19 protein-coding genes and 1 riboswitch are annotated in these 16984 nt (G+C 61.9%); of the genes, 7 read left to right on the top strand and 12 right to left on the bottom strand.

The window, feature by feature from the left end; genetic code table 11:
• Positions 1 to 3: 3 nt before the first annotated feature.
• The 4 genes from XM53_RS14020 to XM53_RS14035 all read right to left on the bottom strand — a co-directional run bounded on the left by XM53_RS14020 (position 4) and on the right by XM53_RS14035 (position 3790).
• Positions 4 to 1506 carry a tripartite tricarboxylate transporter permease gene (locus XM53_RS14020; RefSeq protein ID WP_057794354.1) on the bottom strand — a complete coding sequence of 501 codons (1503 nt, stop codon included), beginning with the start codon at positions 1504 to 1506 and terminating at the stop codon, positions 4 to 6.
• Positions 1506 to 1952 carry a tripartite tricarboxylate transporter TctB family protein gene (locus XM53_RS14025; protein WP_057794355.1) on the bottom strand — a complete coding sequence of 149 codons (447 nt, stop codon included), beginning with the start codon at positions 1950 to 1952 and terminating at the stop codon, positions 1506 to 1508. Before XM53_RS14025 ends, XM53_RS14020 begins: the two co-directional genes overlap by 1 nt.
• A gap of 58 nt (positions 1953 to 2010) precedes the next feature.
• Complete coding sequence (locus XM53_RS14030; protein WP_057794357.1) at positions 2011 to 2973, bottom strand: Bug family tripartite tricarboxylate transporter substrate binding protein; 963 nt, start codon at positions 2971 to 2973, stop codon at positions 2011 to 2013.
• A gap of 112 nt (positions 2974 to 3085) precedes the next feature.
• Positions 3086 to 3790, bottom strand: a complete 705-nt coding sequence (locus XM53_RS14035) for a FadR/GntR family transcriptional regulator (RefSeq protein WP_236544516.1) — start codon at positions 3788 to 3790, stop codon at positions 3086 to 3088.
• A gap of 170 nt (positions 3791 to 3960) precedes the next feature.
• Between XM53_RS14035 and XM53_RS14040 the strand changes: the two genes are divergently transcribed.
• Positions 3961 to 4644, top strand: a complete 684-nt coding sequence (locus XM53_RS14040; protein ID WP_057794361.1) for a fumarylacetoacetate hydrolase family protein — start codon at positions 3961 to 3963, stop codon at positions 4642 to 4644.
• 187 nt (positions 4645 to 4831) lie between these two features.
• Here the strand turns inward: XM53_RS14040 and XM53_RS14045 are convergent, their stop codons facing one another.
• From XM53_RS14045 to XM53_RS14060, 4 genes are all read right to left on the bottom strand, one after another.
• Positions 4832 to 5437, bottom strand: a complete 606-nt coding sequence (locus XM53_RS14045; RefSeq protein ID WP_057794565.1) for a flavin reductase family protein — start codon at positions 5435 to 5437, stop codon at positions 4832 to 4834.
• Positions 5438 to 5484: 47 nt separating this feature from the next.
• Positions 5485 to 7014: a tripartite tricarboxylate transporter permease gene (locus XM53_RS14050; protein WP_057794363.1), complete on the bottom strand. Its 1530-nt coding sequence runs from the start codon at positions 7012 to 7014 to the stop codon at positions 5485 to 5487.
• 3 nt (positions 7015 to 7017) lie between these two features.
• Positions 7018 to 7479 carry a tripartite tricarboxylate transporter TctB family protein gene (locus XM53_RS14055; RefSeq protein ID WP_057794365.1) on the bottom strand — a complete coding sequence of 154 codons (462 nt, stop codon included), beginning with the start codon at positions 7477 to 7479 and terminating at the stop codon, positions 7018 to 7020.
• A gap of 90 nt (positions 7480 to 7569) precedes the next feature.
• Positions 7570 to 8538, bottom strand: a complete 969-nt coding sequence (locus XM53_RS14060; RefSeq protein WP_160321393.1) for a Bug family tripartite tricarboxylate transporter substrate binding protein — start codon at positions 8536 to 8538, stop codon at positions 7570 to 7572.
• 293 nt (positions 8539 to 8831) lie between these two features.
• Between XM53_RS14060 and XM53_RS14065 the strand changes: the two genes are divergently transcribed.
• Genes XM53_RS14065 through XM53_RS14080 form a run of 4 tightly spaced genes read left to right on the top strand, consistent with a single transcriptional unit; the run spans position 8832 to position 12126 of the window.
• Positions 8832 to 9656, top strand: coding sequence for a fumarylacetoacetate hydrolase family protein (locus XM53_RS14065; RefSeq protein ID WP_236544504.1), 825 nt, complete (start codon positions 8832 to 8834; stop codon positions 9654 to 9656).
• A 54-nt stretch (positions 9657 to 9710) separates the two neighbouring features.
• On the top strand, positions 9711 to 10409 hold the full coding sequence (locus tag XM53_RS14070; RefSeq protein ID WP_057794371.1) for a GntR family transcriptional regulator: 699 nt from the start codon (positions 9711 to 9713) through the stop codon (positions 10407 to 10409).
• Positions 10409 to 11062 carry a polysaccharide deacetylase family protein gene (locus tag XM53_RS14075; RefSeq protein WP_082631024.1) on the top strand — a complete coding sequence of 218 codons (654 nt, stop codon included), beginning with the start codon at positions 10409 to 10411 and terminating at the stop codon, positions 11060 to 11062. The genes XM53_RS14070 and XM53_RS14075 overlap by 1 nt, the downstream gene beginning before the upstream one ends.
• A gap of 32 nt (positions 11063 to 11094) precedes the next feature.
• A complete protein-coding gene (locus XM53_RS14080; protein WP_057794375.1) occupies positions 11095 to 12126 on the top strand; it encodes a 5-methyltetrahydropteroyltriglutamate--homocysteine methyltransferase in 1032 nt (343 codons plus the stop codon).
• 233 nt (positions 12127 to 12359) lie between these two features.
• Here XM53_RS14080 and XM53_RS14085 read toward each other — a convergent pair whose 3' ends face one another.
• Positions 12360 to 13673, bottom strand: coding sequence for a PQQ-dependent sugar dehydrogenase (locus XM53_RS14085; RefSeq protein ID WP_057794376.1), 1314 nt, complete (start codon positions 13671 to 13673; stop codon positions 12360 to 12362).
• A 348-nt stretch (positions 13674 to 14021) separates the two neighbouring features.
• Between XM53_RS14085 and XM53_RS14090 the strand changes: the two genes are divergently transcribed.
• Entirely contained in the window at positions 14022 to 14366 is a 345-nt protein-coding gene (locus XM53_RS14090) for a DUF1636 family protein (protein ID WP_057794378.1), read from the top strand.
• Here the strand turns inward: XM53_RS14090 and XM53_RS14095 are convergent.
• The 3 genes from XM53_RS14095 to XM53_RS22540 all read right to left on the bottom strand — a co-directional run bounded on the left by XM53_RS14095 (position 14350) and on the right by XM53_RS22540 (position 15803).
• Positions 14350 to 14829: a hypothetical protein gene (locus tag XM53_RS14095; RefSeq protein WP_328586679.1), complete on the bottom strand. Its 480-nt coding sequence runs from the start codon at positions 14827 to 14829 to the stop codon at positions 14350 to 14352. The genes XM53_RS14090 and XM53_RS14095 overlap by 17 nt on opposite strands.
• A 91-nt stretch (positions 14830 to 14920) precedes the next feature.
• Positions 14921 to 15622: a CbtA family protein gene (locus XM53_RS14100; protein ID WP_057794382.1), complete on the bottom strand. Its 702-nt coding sequence runs from the start codon at positions 15620 to 15622 to the stop codon at positions 14921 to 14923.
• A gap of 4 nt (positions 15623 to 15626) precedes the next feature.
• Positions 15627 to 15803: a CbtB domain-containing protein gene (locus XM53_RS22540; protein ID WP_082631025.1), complete on the bottom strand. Its 177-nt coding sequence runs from the start codon at positions 15801 to 15803 to the stop codon at positions 15627 to 15629.
• 36 nt (positions 15804 to 15839) lie between these two features.
• A riboswitch (cobalamin riboswitch) is annotated at positions 15840 to 16045 on the bottom strand.
• Positions 16046 to 16308: 263 nt separating this feature from the next.
• Here XM53_RS22540 and bluB point away from each other — a divergent pair.
• Positions 16309 to 16983 (top strand): 5,6-dimethylbenzimidazole synthase, encoded by a 675-nt coding sequence (gene bluB, locus XM53_RS14105; RefSeq protein WP_057794384.1) that lies wholly within the window; start codon positions 16309 to 16311, stop codon positions 16981 to 16983.
• The last annotated feature ends 1 nt before the right edge of the window (position 16984 follow it).

Raw genomic sequence — 16984 nt, forward strand, 5'->3', positions numbered from 1 at the left:
GGATTAACTCTCCTTTACGGGGTCAGGATTCTTTCGGGCGCCAAGCGCGACCCAGATCACCAGCAGGACCGACATGACGAGGAACGCGGCGCTGATGGGGCGGTCGATGAACACCATGAAATCCCCGCGGCTGATCAGCAAGGCACGCCGGAAATTCTCTTCGATCAGGGGTCCCAGGACATATCCCAAGAGCAATGGCGCCGGCTCGAACCCGAAGGCCACCATGACATAGGCGGCCAGGCCCAGTCCCGCGACAAGGAAGACGTCGAAGCTGATATTCGCCACGCTGTAGACGCCAACGGCGATGAACAGGCTGATCGCGGGGAACAGATAGGTTGGCGGAATTTTCAGCAGCCGGACCCAGACCCCCATCAGCGGGATGTTCAGGATCAGAAGGATGAAATTCCCCACGAGAAAGCTGACAGCCAGCCCCCAGAACAGCTCGGGGCTGTCCGCGATGACTTGCGGGCCGGGCGTGATGCCATGCACCAGAAGCGCACCCAGGATCAGCGCCATGATCGCATCGCCCGGAATGCCGAGCGTCAGGGTGGGAATGAACGCGGACTGCGCCGCAGCATTGTTGGCCGCCTCGGGCGCGCTGATGCCGGGAATGGCCCCGTTGCCGAAGCTATCGGGCTTTTTCGATATGCGCTTCTCGACCGCGTAGGCCATGAACGCCGCCATCGACCCGCCACCGGCGCCCGGCAGGATTCCCACGGCCGACCCCACCATCGAGCCGCGCAAGATCGGGTTGCGGCTTTCGGCAAGATCGGCGCGACTGGGCATCATACTGCGCAGGGTGACCTTGGCATTCAGCGCGTGATCGCGGGCGAGGCCGATGCTCGTCATGACTTCGGTGACGCCGAAAAAGGCCATCGCGATGACGACGATGCTGATTCCATCGAAAAGCTCGGGCGCTCCGAAGGTGAACCGCATCGCGCCCGAGCTGACATCCGTTCCGACGATGCCCAGCAGCAGGCCGACGGTCACGCTCGCGGCACCGATGAACTTCGATCCTTGTATCAGCGTGCCTGCCGCGACAAGGCCAAGCGCCATCATCGAGAAATAGTCGGCGGAATGAAACGACAGGGCGGCGCGCGCCAGGGGCGGCGACAACATGATCAGCAGCGAGATAGCGATGCAGCTGCCGACGAAGGATGCAATGGTCGTGATGATCAGCGCCGTCCCGGCCCTGCCCTGCCGCGTCAGCGGATACCCGTCGAGACAGATCACGGCGGACGACGCCGTGCCGGGCATGTTTATCATGATCGACGCGATCGACCCGCCATATTGCGCGCCGTAGTATATGCCAGCCAGCATCACCAGCCCGGCTGTGACGGGCGCATAGAAGGTCAGGGGCAGCAGCAGCGAAATGGCCGTCAAGTGCCCGATCCCGGGCAGCACGCCGACGACCATGCCGACCGTCACACCGATCAGGCAATAAATCAGGTTCTGAAAGGTAAGCGCCGTTTCCAGACCCAGGAGGAGGTTGTCCACGACTCCCATCAGAATTTCCACGCAAAGGCGGGCGCAGGAATGCCCAGCAGAACGATGAAAAGAAAATAGGCGGCCGGGATCAGCACCACGCACAACACCGCCAGCGCGATCCACTTCGGCGGGCTTTCGGACAGGCCCGAAAGCACGATCAGCAAGGCTGACGCGGGAACGAAGCCCAGCCGCTCGATGGTCAGCGCGAACACGACCAGCGACAAGGTCACCATGACCATCGGGCGCGCCCGCATCGGACGCGCGTTCTCGCTGCTCCGAAGCCCGCTGATCGCCGCGCCGATCCCGCACAGGATCAGGACGATCCCAAGCGCCAGCGGCACCAGCCCGGGTCCCATCCGCGCAGGCGTGCCGATGCGATAGCCCAGGCTGATCCAGCACACCCCGATGCCGATGGCCAACGCGATTAGTCCGGCGCCGATATCCTTGCGCATTCCGATCTGCATGATGGTCCTCCCGTCGCGCCACGGGCGGTGGCACATGCACCGCCCGTGGCGTCATGCGTTACTGAGCGGTGATGCCCGCAGTCTCGATGATCGTTTTGAACTGACCGCGCAGGCGGTCGAGCATCGCATCGAACTCATCGCGCGACGACGGGTAAGGTGCCGCGCCCGCATCGGTCAGGGTCTTGGCCACCTCGGGCTCGGCCAGGATTTCGGCGATTGTCGCGTTGAGCTTGTCCAGCACCGCATCCGGCGTTCCGGCCGGGGCCATCAGGCCGGTCCACTGGCTGGTGTCGACATTTGGCACGCCGCCTTCCTGCATCGTCGGCGTTTCCGGGCTAGGGTCGATCCGCTTGGCCGAGGTTGTGGCCAGAACGATCACGTCACCGCTGTCGATGAACGGCTTGGTCGACGAGTACGAAACCACGCTGACGTCCACCTCGCCGCTGGCCACGGCCGTCGCGGCAGGGCGACCGCCCTTGTAGGGAATGTGCTGGATCTGGATATCCCCTTCCAGCGACATCCACTCCGGCGCCAGGTGGTTCAACGTACCGATACCGGCCGACGAGTAGGTGATCGACCCCGGCTCGGCCCGCGCGGCCTCCAGGAATTCCTCGAACGTCTTGAAGCTGGCATTCTTGTTCGCGACAAGGATCAACGGCGTGTCCGTGATCGTCGAGACGGTGGTGAAGTCGGCCTCGGCGTCATAGGGTGTTTCCTCGAACAGGGACGGGTTGATCGTCAGCGTTCCGGCCTCGCCCATGAACAGGGTGTATCCATCCGGCTCCGCCTGCGCCGCGGCGCTCGCCGCGATGAAGCCCGAACCCCCGGCGCGGTTCTCGACGATAACCTCCTGGCCCAGGCGCCGCGAAAGCCCCTCGCCGATCGTGCGCGACGCCAGGTCGACCACGCCGCCCGGGGCAAAGGGCACGAGAATGGTGATGGCGCGGTTCGGATAATCTTCCTGCGCCGCCGCGCCGGTCGCAATCATCGCCGCAAACGCGGCTCCCAGCAGTTTCTTCATGGTGTTTCACTCCTCCCATTGTGCGGCCCCTTCGAGCCGCCTGACTGATCGGCTCGAAAGACCGATCGTTTTCAGCGTCCCGCCCGGCATCGCTACTAGCCCGGCAGGAAACTCAGAAATCTCCGAACAACCGGACGGATACCGCCTTGAGATGCGCGCGCATCAGCGCCTGGGCGGCGTCCGGGTCGTGATTGGCGATGGCCTCGGCAATGCGCCTGTGCTCGCCGAAGCTGCCATGATCGCGCGACGGCTTCGGCGTCTGCCGCTGCACCGCGCCCCACGTAACCGAGCGACGGATCGAATTGAGCCTGTCGAAGATGGCAACCAGCGGTATGTTGTCGGTGGCCTCCGAAATCGCACGGTGAAAATCGTCGTCTGCGGCCTCGTAGGCGTCCCAGTCGTCCGCCGCGTGTGTGGCGCGCTCCGCCGATGCGATCCGGTCCAAAGCCTCGGCCGAGGCATTCATCGCCGCCTCCCGCGCGATGGACGGCTCGATCGCCAGCCGTGCGGCCATCATCTTGACCGGCGTGGTGCGCCGCGACAGGGCCAGAGTGGTGTCCGCCTGCTCTTCCGCGCTGTCGGGGTCGGACATGAAGGTGCCCTTGCCGACATGCCGCCAGATCTTTCCCTCGTCTTCCAGGTCCTGAAGCGCGTTGCGCAGCGCCGCACGGTTCAGGCCCAGCTCGTGCAAAAGCGCCCGCTCGGACGGAAGACGGTCGCCCGGACCGAAATTGCGCTCCTCGATGAAGGCGCGCAGCCGGGTTGCCGCCGCCTCGTTGTCAGCCGTCCGGATTTGAGTAGTCTCGTCCACGCCCACCCCGATCAATTTTCAATCTATCCGATCAATACTTCAATTGGTCGACATGGTTGCCACCCTGGATTCGAAAAATCAACTGTTTTATAAATTTATTCCGCAGATCATTTTTAAATTGATCTTCTCAGAAGTTATTTCTATGGGTTTATGTCAAATTAATCTGAAAGGTTGCCATGGCTGATTTTGCTATCTCCCCGCCCGAAGTTATCAGTGTTCCCACCGCCTCCGGCGCGCGATTCCCCGTGCGTCGCGTCTATTGCATCGGCCGCAATTATGCCGCCCACGCAATAGAGATGGGCCATGACCCGGACCGCGAACCGCCGTTCTTTTTCCAGAAGAACCCGGACAACCTCGACGCGTCGGGCGAGTTTCCCTACCCGCCCCACAGCTCCGACGTTCACTACGAGGTCGAGCTTGCGGTCGCGCTCAAATCCGGCGGCGCGAACATTTCGGTTGCGGATGCGATGTCGCATGTGTGGGGCTACGCGATCAGCCTCGACATGACGCGCCGCGACCTGCAGGGCGAAATGAAGAAAATGGGTCGCCCGTGGGAGATCGGCAAAGCGTTCGAGCGTTCCGCGCCTATTTCTCCGCTGGTCCCGATCGAGCAAAGCGGTCCGCTCGACGAAGGCCGGATTGAATTGCACGTCAACGGCGAGCCCAAGCAGGACGGCGACCTGAACCAGATGATCTGGAAGGTCCCCGAAATGATCAGCTACCTGTCGGAATACTTCGAACTCGCCGCCGGCGACGTCATCCTTTCAGGAACGCCATCGGGCGTCGGTTCGATTGTGAAAGGAGACATTATGCTGGCAAAGATCGACGGCCTCAATGACTTCGAAGTCAAGGTGGTCTGAACCCAGCCTTTCCGCCCCAACTGAAGCGTCGAAACGCTTTGGGTCGGGCTTTGCACATTGATATGCCGGGATCTGCACGATCCCGGCTTATCTGCAAATTGGGACAGGTTAAGTCTATTCGCCCCGAACTAAGCGCGCTCGGGCATTACGTCGCGCGTTCCATTTCCTTACGGGCAACAAGACTGCTTTACACCGGATCGTCCGGGCGGGCCAAGTTCCATGCTGTCGCTATGCTGGTGTAGTCTCGGTATCCCATCCGGGCAATTGGTTGGGCTGCAGTCGTCGCGAACAAGCCATCTTTGATAAATTCATCCTTGATATGCGTCTGCACGACTTCGCCAATTATCATGAACTTTTCGAGCAGAGCGCCCTGCCTATCCTTGAGTTGAAACGCATCGACCGTGACGCATTCCAGTGCAGCGGGACTGGCCGCAACAAACGGCGCCTGGATCTCGACGGACCGGCCTTGCTCAAGCCCTGCCAGTTCGAACTCGTCGATACCGTCAGGAACATTTTCGGATGAAATGTTCATCGCATCGGTCAATTCGGCTGTAACGAGAGAAAAAGTGAATTCCCCTGCGTCGCGCGCATTGATGTAAGAATTCTTCGCGCCCTCGCTGGCGAACATCACCATGTCCGGGCCGGAACCGACGCCGTTGAAAAAAGAGTATGGCGCAAGGTTCGCCACACCCTCCGCGTTCAAGGTTCCGATCCATCCGATCGGTCTGGGCGCGATGATTGCCTTGAAAGGATTGAACGGTAGTTCTTCAGGCCGGCTGCGTCCATAATGCATTGCAAATTTCTCCATCCATGCGAGGCAAGTCGCTTTCGGCACCAGTCTTACGATAGAGGCGGGCCGTCCTGGCTCTGTCTTCCACGCAGAATTCGGACCACCGGTTTTCTCAGCGGCAACAGCACCAGCAACAGGGCCAGCCCCAGCATCACCGCGCTTGCCGGACGCTCCAGAAACACGGAAGGGTCGCCGCGCGCGATGACCAGCGATCGACGCAAGTTCTCTTCCATCATCGGACCCAGAATGAACCCCAGCAGCACCGGCGCGGGATGGAATCCCCGCCGCATCAATAAATAGCCCAGCACGCCGAAGATCAGCGTCACGAACACGTCGAAAACGTTGTTGGCCACACTGTAGGAGCCGAGGCAGATGAAAAAGATCACCACCGGATGCAGGATCCGCCCCGGCACGGTAATGATCTTTACCAGGAAACCGATCAGCGGCAGGTTCAGGAACAGCAAGATAAGGTTGCCCAGCCAGAAACTGACCAGAAGGCCCCAGAACATCGCCGGCTCGTTCGAGATGAATTGCGGCCCGGGCACCACCCCGTGCATGATCATCGCGCCCAGAAGGATCGCCATGACCACATCGCCCGGTATCCCCAGGCTGAGGGTCGGAATGAACGCAGCCTGCACCGCTGCGTTGTTGGCCGCCTCGGGGGCCGCCACGCCCTCGGGGGCGCCCCGTCCGAACCGGGCGGGATCGCGCGCGACCTTCTTCTCGGTGGCATAGGCCATGAACGCCGCAACGGTCGGACCCGCGCCGGGCAGTGCCCCGATCATCGAGCCAACGGCCGTGCCGCGCAGGGTGGGCAGCCATAGCAGCGACAGATCCTTGCGGCTTGGCAGCATCGATGCCAGCGACAAGTCGGCCACCATGCTCTTCGGTGCATCCTGCGACGGGCCCGCCATCTTGCGCACGATCTCCGCGACCCCGAACATGCCCATCGCGACGGATATCAAGCTGATCCCGTCCGTAAGCTCCAGGAACCCGAACGTATAGCGCATCGCGCCGGAATTTATGTCCATCCCGACGATCCCCAGGATAAGGCCGAAGACCACCATGATCAGCGATTTCAGTGGCGAGCCGCCCCCGATCGTGCAGGCCGCCACCAGCCCCAGCACCATGACGGCGAAATATTCCGTTGAATTGAACCGCAGCGCAATTTCGGCAATCGCAGGGGCAAATGCCATGACCACCAGGATCGAAATCGAGCTTCCGCAGAACGACGCCACCGCATTGATGAACAGCGCGAAACCCGCGCGGCCCGACTGCGCCAAGGGATACCCGTCCAGCGCCGTCACCGCCGTCGAAGCCGTGCCCGGCAGGTTCAGCAGAATGGACGAAATCGAGCCGCCATACTGCGCCCCATAGAATATTCCCGCCAGCATGATCAGCGCCACGGTCGGGTCCAGCCCGAAGGTCAGCGGCAGCGCGACCGAGATTGTGACCATCGGCCCAATGCCCGGCAGCGCCCCCACGAATGTTCCGATGCAACAGCCAAGAAAGCAGTAAAACAGCGCCTCTGCGGTAAAGGCCGTCTCGAAGCCCAGCGCGATATTCGACAGCAGCTCCATGGCCTAGAACACCGGCCAGATGTCAGAAGAAATCGGCTCCAATGGCAAGCGCAGCACCGCGACGAACAGGAAATATCCCACAGCCCACAGTCCGGCGATGATCCCCGCAACGGTCAGGGGCGTTATGTGATCCGGCTCGGCGGCGACGACCAGCAGGACCATCGCCATCGTGGCCGGGAACAGCCCGATCGGCTCCAGGAGAACGGCAAACGCCGCCAGCGCCAGTGACACGCAGAAAAGACCGCGCAGGTTTCGCGTGTCTTCCCCTCTGTCCTCCTGTCGCTCGAATAACAGGCCGATCCCCAGCAAGACCATCAGCCCCCCGAGCCCCAGCGGGAAGAACCCCGGACCGATCCGGCGCATCGAGCCGACGGACAGCTCGATACCACCATAGATGACGAAAAGACCGAAGCCGATGATCACGAGGCAGAAGGCATCGTGCGCCACATTCCGGTTGCCTAGCATTCTGCGGGACTCCATGTGCCGGACAAGGTGACAAGACCGGGAGCCCGTTCGGATAGCACGTAGCCCCCGGTCCCAGCCGTTGCAATTGCGTCAGTCGGCCTGCGCGTTGGCCGCGTTGGCGATATCGCCCCACTTCTTCACTTCCGAGGAAATGAAGCCGTCAAGCTCACCAAGGGCCATCTCGCCCTTGGAAATACCGCTCTTGGCGTAGTAGTCCGTCACCGCGTCCGACGCGATAGCCGTCGTCACCGCGTTGTTCAGCGCCTCGGTCACGTCGGCGGGCATGTCGGCAGGGCCGTGCATCAGCCACCAGGCAATCAGGTCGAAGCCCTCGAAGGTGTGGTTGATGGGCGGCACCTCGGGCGCCACTTCGGACCCGGCGGCACCGCTGACGCCCAGCGCCCGCAGCTTGCCGGCGTCCACGTTCTGCTTGGCCGAAACCGGGTGGTTGAACATGAAATCCACCTCACCGGAAATCACCGCCGCCAGGCCGACCGCACCGGACCCGAACGGCACGTGGATCATGTTGGTATCACTCAGCGTCTTCAGCAGCTCGCCCGCCAGATGCGTCGACGTGCCGTTGCCGGTCGAGGCAAAGGTGACGCCCTCATCCGATTTGGCCGCCTCCACCAGGTCGTCCAGTGTCTCGAACGGCGTATCGGCGCCCACGACCAACAGCGTCGGCGTGTATCCGACAAACGCGATCGGGGTCACGTCGCTTTCCGGATCATAGGGCAGCTCTGGGAAAATCGACTTGTTGATGGCAAGGGTTCCGACGGTGCCCATGGAAATCGTGTAGCCGTCCGCGTCGGCGCTGACCACGTCCTGGGTGCCGACGCTGCCACCCGCGCCGGCCCGGTTTTCCACCACCACGGTCTGGCCCAGTTCCTCCGACATGCCCTCGGCGATCAGCCGGCTGACCGTGTCGGTCGACGTGCCGGCGGCGAAAGGCACGATCATCGTGATCGGTTTATCGGGAAACGACTGTGCCAGCGCGCTCCCCGCCAAGCCCAGGGTTGCGGTCAGCGAGACCGCCAGAATATTGCGAATTGACGTCATGATATTTCCTCCCTCGCGCAGCTTGAAACTTGCGCTCTCCCAGCGGCGCAACATGCGTGCGCCTGAATTGGCCCGCAGGAACACGGCATGGCCCCTGCTGCTACGGCCGATCATCATGACCACTGTACACTCTGTCAATAAAAATCGATATTTTTGAAATTATCTTGAGAAACTAATTTTTATCGATAATAGTCGCTCCAACACTCGATACGAGTATTTGGACGAACACACGCAAGCGAGGTACGATGCGATACGTCAGGTATGAAGTGGATGGTCAGGCACGACTGGGCGCCATGATCGATTCGGACATCGTCGATATCGAGGCCGCCTGGCCCGAGGCGCCCAGGACCATGCGCGACTTGATCGGCGCTGATCCCGCCGTGCACGCCACTTTGGCCGACCGCCTGGTCCAGTCCGGCGCGGCGCGCACACCCCTTGCGGACTGCAAGCTGCTGACACCTCTGCCAGACCCGGGGAAAATTGTCTGCCTGGGCCTCAACTATGCCGATCACGCCAAGGAAGGCGGGCACGCCGTGCCCGAGTACCCAGCGCTTTTCCTACGCGCGACCAGTTCCATGATCGGCCCGCAGGATCCGATGATCCTGCCGGAATGCTCCGAACAGCTGGACTACGAGGCGGAGCTTACCATCGTCATCGGCCGCCGGTGCCGCCATGTCTCTGCCGCCGACGCGGCCTCGGTGATCTTCGGCTATACCGCGTTCAACGACGGCAGCGTCCGCCATTACCAGCGCCTGACCGCGCAATGGACGGCCGGCAAGAATTTCGACGGGACCGGGGCGCTTGGCCCCTGCATCGTCACCGCCGACGACCTGCCGGACGAGGCCAGCGGGCTCAAGATCCAGACGCGCCTCAACGGCAATGTCATGCAGGACTCGAATACCGACCAGATGATTTTTGGCGCCTTCCGCACGGTTGAGATCCTGTCCGAAATCATGACGCTCGAACCCGGTGACCTGATCGCGATGGGCACGCCCGCCGGGGTTGGCCATGCGCGCAGGCCTCAGGTATGGATGCGCGACGGCGACACCGTCGAGGTCGAGATCGAGGGCATCGGCACGCTCCGCAATCCTGTGGTCGCAGAAAAGGTCACCGCCTAGCGCGGCAGGACAGCGGGCGCACATCGCCAGCCGGACGCAAAGGATAACACCGACATGACCATGGCCCGCAATTCTTCGGAACCAGATGGCGCGTTCCGCTCGCGCACCAGTGAAACTCACATGCGAATTCGAGATGACGTGATCAGCGGCAAGCTGAAACCGGGAACCAAGCTCAAGATAGAGCACCTCTCGCGCGAAATCGGCGTCGGCGCCACGCCTGTACGAGAGGCGCTCAGCTCGCTTGTGTCCGACGGCCTCGTCGTGCGTGAAGACCAGCGCGGCTTTCGCGTGGCCGGCATTAGCAGCCAGGAATTCGACGAGCTTTTGTACGTCCGCTCCTGCGTCGAGGAACGGGCCCTGCGCCTGTCAATCGAACGCGGCGGCCCCGACTGGGAAGAAGGCATCGTGCTGGCCCAGTACCGGCTGCGCGCCATCGCGCCATCGGATCGATACGATCCCGATTGGGAGCGCTGCCACCGCAACTTTCACCTGGCGCTGAACGCGGGCTCGGGCTCGGAAACGCTTTTGCGGCTCTGCAGCCAGTTCTTCGATGAAAACAGCCGCTACCGCCACCTGTCGCGCTGCGGCGGCGGGCGCGCGCCGCGTGACCTGTCGGATGAACATGACGGCATCGCCGAGGCGGCACTGGCGCGCGACCCCGACCTCGCGGTCGAGCGCCTTATGACCCACTACAACCGCACAGGCAAATTGCTTCGGCAGGCACTCAAGGATATCGAGAAAGGCTCGCAGTGATGCCAAGGCGATTGACGCTGACCTTCGACAACGGCCCCTGGACTGGCGCGACCGAACACCTGCTCGATTTTCTCGCCACGCGGAAGCTCAAGTCGACCTTCTTTGTCGTCGGCCGACAGCTCGAGGATCCTTCTGCACGCAGCCTCGTCGAAAGGGCCCATGCCGAAGGCCACTGGATCGGCAACCATACCATGACCCACGGCGCACCGCTGGGCCGCGAGGATGGCCCCGTCCGCTACGCCGAAGAGATCGGCGCCGCGCAGGATGCGATAGGAACACTGGCCCATCCGCGCAAGTTCTTCCGCCCAAATGGCGGGGGCGCCATGGGCCAGCACCTGCTGTGCCCCGAAGCCGTGGACTATCTGAAACGCAATGACTTTACCGTCGTCACCTGGACCTCCGCCCCCGGCGACTGGAAGCCACCACACACCCATTGGACCAAAGGCGCGTTCGAGGCGCTCGAACGAGACGACTGGACCGTGCTCGTTCTGCACGACCGCTTTATCGCGCCGCAGCTCGACGTGCTTGCGCGCTTCTGCGACCAGGTCGAAGAGTTGGGCGTGGACTTCGTTCAGGATTTTCCCGCCCGTTGCCTGCCCATCGAAAACGGGAAAGTCCACGACATCACCGAAGAAATCAGCGCCATCGCGTGAAATCGCGACCGCTCAGACACAGGATTTGTCCCATGTATGACACGCTCTTCCCGACCAGCCTCGTAGGCAGCTACCCGCAACCGGACTGGCTGATCGACCGCGAGAAACTCCGCTCCAAGGGGCCGCCGCGTGTCCGCGACGCGTCGCTATGGAAAATGGCCGAGGCCGATCTGGCCGAGGCGCAGGACGCCGCCACGCGGCTGGCCATTCTGGACCAGGAAGAGATCGGGCTCGATATCGTCACCGACGGCGAGGTGCGTCGCGAAAGCTACTCCAACCACCTCGCCACGTCGCTCGACGGGCTGGATTTGGAGAATCCCGGCACCAAGACCGGACGCAGTGGGCGCCCCATGGTGGTGCCGCGCGTCGTCGGGCCGATCCAGCGCCGCGAACCGGTCATGGAGCGCGAAGCCGCCTTCCTTCGCAAGCACACCAAGCGGCTTACCAAGATGACCCTGCCAGGTCCTTTCACCATGACGATGCAGGCGCTCAATGAGCATTACGAGAATGAAGCCGCGCTTGCGATGGCCTATGCCGAAATGTTGCGCGAAGAGATCGCCGACATCTTCGCCGCCGGCGTCGACATCGTGCAGCTGGATGAACCCTACATGCAGGCCGAACCCGAAGCGGCCCGCGCCTTCGCCATCCCGGCCATCAATCACGCGCTTCAGGGCGCGGCCGGGCGCACCGTGATCCACATGTGCTTCGGCTATGCCTACATCATGGACCAGGCCAAGCCCCAGGGCTATTCGTTCCTGAGCGAACTGGAAGAGTGCACCGCCGACGAACTGTCGATCGAGGTCGCGCAGCCGGGCCTTGACCTGTCACTCATCGAGGGGATGAAAAAGGGCTTCCTGATCGGCGCCCTGGACCTTGGGCGTGAGACACCCGAAACGCCTGAAGAGGTCCGCGACAGGCTGGTCGCCGCCGCAGAGCGCATCCCGGCCGCCAATATCGTGGCGGCACCTGATTGCGGGATGAAATACCTTCCGATCGATCTGACCCAGGCAAAACTTGCAGCCCTTGTTGAAGGTTCGGCCATGGCGCGCGCGCTTTCTAGGTGAGTGTCCGGAAATGATTTGGGAGGCGACTGTAGCGCAGGACAAAGAGCGGCACTTCGCCGCGCAACGCACTTGCATCTGCTGAGCGATGCTTTTCTTCCGTTGATCTGGTCAACGCTATGACGCGCCCGACATCTTGATCGCGGGAAAACAAGCCTAGCCAATCTTCACGGCGTCATGTGCAGCAAATAAAACGCCCGCGCCGACATAATGGCGCGGGCGCTTCTTCTGCAAACCTATTGCGTACTCTCTGCGGTCACTTTGTAGATCATGCCCTCATCCGTGGCGACATAAAGCGCGTTATCGGGGCCCATGGCAAGACCACGGAATCTCTCCGAAAAGCCAAGCGGCATCCGCGTAATGGTGTTGATGCCCATGCCGTCATCTGTGAGACTGATCATGTCGATCCTGGACCCGATCGGCGTGTCGCCAAATCCGATTCCCATGATGCCGACGGCCAGGCGACCCTCGTAGATGCCCCAGTTCTCCCCCGTGAGAAACGCGGCGGACCCGGTGCCCTGAGAAAACCCGTTATTGTTCCACGACGGCGGCATCAGGTCTTCGAAACGCGTGTCACTCATCGGGGTGTAGGCCGCGCGGATCGCGGGATCCATGCCTTCGGTCTGGTTCGGCTCGTAGCCACAGTATTCATCCGGGCACTCGCCCCGGCCACCCGTGTTCTGCGCAGGATCCCACCCGGCATTGCCCCCGTTCACAAGCGCCGTGATTTCGTCGTTGTGCCAGGGCCCGTGCTCTGCGGTGAAGGCTCTGCCATCGCTCGGGCGAAAATCGATGCCCTGCACGTTCCTGTGCCCGTAGGTATAGATGCGCGGGTCAAAACCTTCGGGGGGATTGTTGTCGGGATGAGCGTTTCCATCCCCGTCGATCCTCAGGACCTTACCACAAAGCAGTTCTCCATCCTGCGGACAGATCCCCCGGTGACGATCACCACCCGTGACCCACAGAAAGCCCTCCGGCCCAATACGGATTCTGCCACCGTTATGCGCGCCAGGCCCGCCAAAGGGCTGGTCGGAATCAAACGGCTTGTACTGGATATCCGTTACGATGTCGGCTCTGTCGGACACGCTTGTCAGGTCATCGCTGACCGTGAACTTCATCACGATGTTGCCGTCACACCGCTCGAAGTTGGTCTTGCACCCGTCGCCATGATACTTGTCCGAGCTCGAATAAAGATAGAGCGTTCGGTTCTCCGCGAAGTTGCTATCGGGTGCCACGCCCAGCATACCGGCCTGACCTTCGCAAAAGAGGTCACTGCCAGTATCTGCGTAGCCTTCGGTATCCCTCATGCCATAGAGCGCATTCACGGTTCCATCCGGCGTTCTGACCGAAAGACCATCGCATTTCTCGGTGAAGAACATTGTGCCATCCGGCAGAAAAGCCATGTCCCAGGGGGCGTCCAGATCCTCCAGAACAGCCGAGGGCGTAATTTTCGGTACGTCCATCGCTCCGTCGTTTCCCTGCGCAAATGCAGCGGGTGCCGCGGTCATCACACCGAGTGCCGCGACGGCTGATAAAAGCCGTTTTTCCATAGTAATCCTCCCAGTCGCCGGTATTTTCTCGTTTTGAGTGTGTAATGCTCGGATGAACACAACTCAGGCGTCAAGAAAAATCGCATTGAAGTCAGAGTGACCGACAAGACATGTGATCGGCATTGTCCGCATAAGCAGGCGGTAAAGGAGACTCATTCTCCGGCCGGCAGATTTAGATTGCGCCAGGTGTCGACCAGATTTGAAAGTCTTGCTGGTTGCGCTGACACCAGCCCCCACGACTTGGTGTGCAGGCCCACCATTGATTTCCTGCGCGATGCCATCCGCCTGAATTGACGCGACCGCATTGATCTGTATGCCTCAAGGTACCGACGCATTGCGAGACACCGAATGACCCCTTCCGCCACCATCCATTTCTGTCAGAACTGCGGCCCTTTGAGCCTTGGGGCACTGAACGAGGCTTTAGCCACGGCAGAACTGCAAGACGCGGTGCATATCGTCGAACGCGGATGCATGAACGGATGCTCCCGCCCGGTTTCGATGGCCATGCAGGGCCCGGGCCGGGCCACTTATTTCTTCAACGGCGTCGACCCGACGGCGGATGCCGACGATATCGTTGCAACATTGCGCGCCTACCTCGCCGCGCCGCATGGCTGGATCGAGGACGCGCAGCCCTGCGGCCGGCTTCGATTCTGTCTGGTGGGGCGTGTCCCCGCGCTCAGTTGCTCAACGTGACGGTCTGCGCAACCGGCGTATCGTCCACGGCCAGCGAGCGGTGATCGTTGCTGTTCAACGCCACCTCAAGTTCCACCTCGCCTTCCGGCAGGCTGTCCAGGTGCATCCAGGGGCCATAGACCCGGGCCAGCTTGACGCCGTTGGCGTAGACATGGGCATGTCCTTCGCCCGGAACATGGTCACGGCTCGCGTTTTCAGGCGAGAACCGGAAGTTCTCGGTCATGATATGCAGGTTCCATCCGGCGGACGGATCGGGCGTGACCTCGATCTTCAGCTTCGGCGCATCGGCGCCCGCAGGAACCGACAACATGTCACCGTGATCGTGCATTCCGGCCGCGGCGTGTTGCTCATGCCCGCCGTGATGGGCCGGGTCGCCATGGTCATGCCCGTCAAAGGTGACACCGTTCGCCGCAGCCACCGTGAACCCAAGTCCCCCGCCGAAAACGAGGCCGATTAAAAGCATTGGAATGGAACGGTCCATGAGCGGGTCAGACCTCAGGTTTGAAAAGAAAGCGGGCGCGCAAGGCGCGCGCCCGGAATAGGATGTGCCGGTATCAGGCGGTCTGAGTCTGGCCGGCCGCTTCGCTTTCGCGCGACCAGAAGAAACCCGCAAAGGCTCCCAGCATGACCCAGGCCGCCAATCCGATCCCAAGTGCGCGCGATGCGAACAAAGCGCCGATCTCGGTCGGCACGGGTCCGGTAAAGACCTCGGGTTCGGGCGCACCGATGACATGCGGCGCCAGCAACAGCACCACGGCGGCGCCCCATCCGGCCCAGTTGCGGCTGAAGGCGATCAGCCACATGGCGATGGCCGCAGTCAGCACCGTTGCGAACCACCACACTTGGCGCTCGTAGACATCGGCAGCAGCCACGCCCGGAACTTCCGGCGCGAGGGTAAAGCCCGGCGCAAGGTGCACCGCGACAAACCCGGCAACGCCCCAGATCAGGCCCGTGCGCGCGTTTATCGCCGCACCACGGGTCTCGGCCAGCGACATCAGCGCCACCAGAACCATCGCGTAACCGGAATAGATCAGCATCGTGAAGACGATGCTAAGCCCGTCGCGCACGGCATCGAAGCCAGGCAACTCCGGCGTGGCTGTAACGTTCGAGTCGGATCCGAAATGCACCAGCTCGCCGCCTTCATAAAGCTCGGCATGAAGCAGGACAGGCTGCACGAAAAAAAGCTGCAACAGGGCGATAATCAACCCTGCGGCAGCGCCAGCGAACAAGGCGCTGGTCAGCAGACGCGTAAACACCGGTTCAGTGGCAGGGGAAGCCGGTGGCGTGACGAACATCGTGCGCCGCGTCGTGCAGCGTCGCGGCCTGAACGTGGCCTGCCACGAAGATCACGCCAAGGCCCAGCGCGGCGATGGCGATCACCGAAACCAGCCCGGAGGCCGATGTTGTCTGTGCGGCGGTTGCAGTCTTTGCAGTCATAGTACTACCTCTTTGCCTTCACACCCGAAGGCCTTGTGGTTTCAGTCGCGATCAGCAGGTCTCCTGGCTTGCGGGTCTTCATCGTCTGGCTGGCCTTCCCGGAGTGCTCCAGTGACGTATTCAGCCTGATTCGCCGCCTACAGTTGCGGGGACAGCCACGGAATTGCCAAGTGTTTTCAGGCGCACCGCGTTCCCTGTTCTCCATCCCGTGCGGAAATGGAACCGATCATCCTCGTTAGTCTAGCAAGCATTGCCACCTGTCAACAATACAACGCATGGCGACAGGCGAATCTCGAACCCAGCGACCGAACCGCAAGACGAGAGTTCCCGCCCGGCTCGGGCACGCAATCTGAGTCATGCTTGCAAAGTCCCGCCCCGTTCTGACATAGACATGACAATCGCCGCGCCGGACCTCAAAGCAATGCCGCTTGCCGACGCGTTCCACTGGATATCGCCCTCTGACAGGGTCGCCCGAAACTCGCCGCATCTATCGCAAAGGCCCCTCATGGCGGATCAACCCAGGCCAAGTCCGGCACGCGTCTTTTCCTCGCACGAAAGGCAATGCCTCTATGACATCATCGCCGCGCGCCGCGACGTGCGGAACGAGTTTCTGCCCGACCCGATCGACGATGACGCGCTGCGGCGAATCCTAGAAGCGGCCCATGCCGCGCCCTCCGTCGGTTTCATGCAGCCGTGGAACTTCATTCTGTTGCGTGACACCGAACTCAGAACCCAGGTGCACAGCATCTTCAGCCGCGCCAACGAAGAAGCCGCCGCCATGTTCCCCGATGATCGTCAGTCCACCTACAGGTCGCTGAAGCTCGAAGGGATCACCAAGGCGCCGCTCAATATCGTGGTCACCTGCGATCGCACCCGCGGCGGAAAAGTGGTCCTGGGGCGCACACACAACCGTGAGATGGACCTTTATTCGACCGTCTGCGCGGTGCAGAACCTCTGGCTCGCCGCCCGCGCCGAGGGGATAGGCGTGGGATGGGTCAGCATTTTCGATCACCGCGAAATCGCCACCCTGCTCGGTATTCCCGAACATGTCGAGCTGGTGGCCTACCTCTGCGCGGGATATGTCGATCAGCTCTACGACCAGCCCGAACTGGCCGCCAAGGGGTGGCGGCAGCGGATATCGCTCGATGACCTTATCATGCACGAGGGCTGGCAGGATTAAC

Source organism: Roseovarius atlanticus (assembly GCF_001441615.1).
GTDB lineage: Bacteria > Pseudomonadota > Alphaproteobacteria > Rhodobacterales > Rhodobacteraceae > Roseovarius > Roseovarius atlanticus.